General features: G+C 75.4%; 4 protein-coding genes. 3 read left to right on the top strand and 1 reads right to left on the bottom strand.

What is annotated here, in order from left to right; all coding sequences use genetic code 11:
- On the bottom strand, positions 1–642 hold a 642-nt coding region (locus HGA02_RS15245), incomplete at its 3' end, for a cupin domain-containing protein (RefSeq protein ID WP_168679885.1).
- 131 nt (positions 643–773) lie between these two features.
- Between HGA02_RS15245 and HGA02_RS15240 the strand changes: the two genes are divergently transcribed.
- The 3 genes from HGA02_RS15240 to HGA02_RS15230 all read left to right on the top strand — a co-directional run bounded on the left by HGA02_RS15240 (position 774) and on the right by HGA02_RS15230 (position 2669).
- Complete coding sequence (locus tag HGA02_RS15240; protein ID WP_168679882.1) at positions 774–1472, top strand: NAD(P)-dependent oxidoreductase; 699 nt, start codon at positions 774–776, stop codon at positions 1470–1472.
- 130 nt (positions 1473–1602) lie between these two features.
- Positions 1603–2283: a DUF4956 domain-containing protein gene (locus HGA02_RS15235; RefSeq protein ID WP_168679880.1), complete on the top strand. Its 681-nt coding sequence runs from the start codon at positions 1603–1605 to the stop codon at positions 2281–2283.
- Positions 2280–2669 carry a VTC domain-containing protein gene (locus HGA02_RS15230; RefSeq protein WP_168679878.1) on the top strand — a complete coding sequence of 130 codons (390 nt, stop codon included), beginning with the start codon at positions 2280–2282 and terminating at the stop codon, positions 2667–2669. The genes HGA02_RS15235 and HGA02_RS15230 overlap by 4 nt, the downstream gene beginning before the upstream one ends.
- Positions 2670–2924: the final 255 nt, after the last annotated feature.

Genomic DNA, 2924 nt, shown 5'->3' with positions numbered 1-2924 from the left:
GTCGCGCAGCGCGCCGAGCCAGCCCGTCGTCGCGGACTGCGCGTCGACCCACGCGCGGATCGCCTGGATGACCAGGATGTCGGCGAGCCGGGTCGTGACGGCCTCACCGCCGGGCCGGGTCCGCGTGAGCTCGTCGGCCATGAGACCGAGCGTGCCGGCGATCCACGGCGCGGCGCCGTCGTCCGCGGGCACGTGCACGACCGGCGGCAGCAGCTCGAGGAGCAGACGCGACGCCGGGCCGTCCACGGACAGCACGCCGCACACCAGGTCGGTGCGCGACCCGCCGCCGTCGTACCGCAGCACCGAGTAGTGGTCGCTCACGTAGTCCTGCGGGAGCTCGTCGACGCGGCCCATCGACGGCACCCCGGGCGCGCTGCGCAGGACGTGCCCGCGGCCGTGCGGCACGAGCGCGAGGTCCCCCGCCCGCAGCCGGACGGGCGGGACGCCGTCGACCTCGACCCAGCACTCGCCCTCGGCGACGACGTGGAAGCTCACGCACTCGCCGAACGCGGGCATGTCGACGGCCCACGGGCCGGTGGCCTCGGTGTGGCAGTAGAAGAAGCCGGTGACCCGCAGCCGGTGCAGGGCCTCGCCGACCGGGTCGACGGAGCCCCACGGGACCTCGGGGGCGAGCACGGTCATCGGGCACCTCCAGCGCTGGACGATCTGTCATGTTCCGGCGACTCACGAGCATAGACCGTCCAGGGCGCGGCGCGGTGTGCTGGGAGCACCACGGAGCAGCACCCGCCGCTCCCCCACCGAAGGAGCCCACCATGAAGGTCCTGGTCGTCGGAGCCACCGGAGGGTCCGGCCGCGCCGCGGTCGCCGAGCTCGTCCGTCGTGGCCACGAGGTCACCGCCCTGTCCCGCCACGCCGCCGCGCTCAGCGGGCCGCACGTCCGCGGCGTCGACGGCGACGCGACCGACGCCGCGACGGTCGACGCGCTCGTCGCCGGCCAGGACGCCGTCGTCGTCACGCTCGGCATCAGCGAGAACCCGCTCCGGGTGCGCCTGCGCGGCCCGGCCGGCACCCCCATCGACGTCCGCTCGCGCGGCACGCGGAACGTCGTCGCGTCGATGCGCCGGCACGGCGTGCGCCGGGTCGTCGTGCAGTCGTCGTACGGCGTCGGCACGACGCGCGACCGGCTGCCGTTCTCCGCGAAGCTGTTCTTCGCGCTGCTCATCGCACCGCAGATCGCCGACGAGGAGCGCACGTCCGCCGAGCTGCGCGCGACCGAGCTCGACTGGGTCGAGGTGCAGCCCGTCTACCTGTCCGACGACGACGTCCCGTACCCCGCGTTCACGACGACCAACGGCGACGTGCGCGGCATGAAGGTCTCGCGCGGGCAGGTCGGGCGCGTGCTCGCCGACGCGGTCGAGCGCGACGACCTCGCACGCCGGTCGATCGCCGTGTCGCAGGACACGGACGCCGTCCCGGGCGGGCGTCGGGCACGCGCGGGCGCCGCCGCCTGACCGGCCCGGTCGCGCGGCACGGAGGCCGGGGTCTCGACGGACGCTGACCCCGGCCTCAGCCGTCGCACAGCGTGCGCCCAGCGGGCCACGGCTGACTGGTCACCACGCCCGACCAGTCAGGAGCCACCGCATGTCCCTCACCGTCCTGCACGCCGCCGACCTCGTCGCGGTCCTCGTCCTCACGTTCGCCCTCTACCTGCCCCGGCACCGCCGCCGCGACCTCGCGGTCGCCTACCTCGGCGTCAACGTCGGGGTGCTGGCCGTCGCGGCGACGCTCGCGAGCAGCACGGTCGGCGCCGGCCTGGGCCTGGGACTGTTCGGCGTCCTGTCGATCATCCGGCTCCGGTCCGCCGAGCTCAGCCAGACCGAGGTCGCCTACTACTTCGCGTCGCTGGCCCTCGGCCTCATCGGCGGGCTCGCCGCAGCGCCCGTCGGGATCGCGCTCATGGCGGTCGTCGTGCTGGTCCTCGCGATCGCCGACAGCCCGCGCCTGCTCAGCCGCTACCGGCAGCAGACCGTCGTGGTCGACCGCGCGATCGCCGACGAGACCGCGCTCGCCGCGCACCTCGAGCAGCTGCTGGGCGGCCGCGTGCGCCGCGTCTCGGTCCAGCGGCTCGACCTCGTCAACGACACGACCTGGGTCGACGTGCGCTACGACGCGGACCCGCGCGGCAGCACGCACCCGACGTCCGAGGTGCACCGCGGCCCCACGGCCGCAGCCGAGCACCGTCCGGTCGGCCTGCACGACGACGACCACCTCGCGCCGCCGTCCGCCGACGCGACCGACCGCTGGGCGGTGGCGCAGCGATGACCGTCGACACCCTGCGCCGCCTCGCCCCGGTGACCCTCGACGAGCTGCTCACCGACGCCGCCCTCCAGACGCGTGTCGACCGCAAGTACGTCCTCCCCGTCACCGCGCTCGACGCGCTGCTCGACGGGCTCGACCCCGCGACCCGCGTGCTCGAGATCGACGGCCGCCGCGCCTCCGCCTACCGGTCGGTGTACTTCGACACCCCCGCCCTCACGAGCTACCTCGGCGCCGCACGCCGCCGTCGCGGGCGGTTCAAGGTCCGCACCCGCACGTACGTCGACGACGGCGCGTGCTGGGTCGAGGTCAAGACGCGCGGCCCTCGGTGGTCGCGACGGACCTCGCCGACGCCTTCGGGGAGTACGCCCGCATCACGATGCCGGGCGTGACGGATCTGCCCACGGCGCTCGCCGAGTACCTGCACGCTGCGTGAGGGTCGGGCCCGGAACCGGCTCGACGCCCTCACCGCCTCCCTTTTCGGGGGAGACGCCTGGTGGCGGACGCCGGTCGTGCTCAGGGGGAGGTGACCTCGGCGAGGCGCGACTCGAGGTGGCGGCGTTCCGTCGGGCTGGTGACCAGGGTGAGGGCGTGGCGGTAGGCGGCCGCGGCGGCGGCGGGGCGGCCCGCGCGGGCCAGGAGCTCGG

The sequence above is a fragment of the Cellulomonas septica genome (assembly GCF_012396155.1).
Taxonomy (GTDB): domain Bacteria; phylum Actinomycetota; class Actinomycetes; order Actinomycetales; family Cellulomonadaceae; genus Cellulomonas; species Cellulomonas septica.
This window is presented reverse-complemented; position numbering and strand designations above follow the sequence as displayed.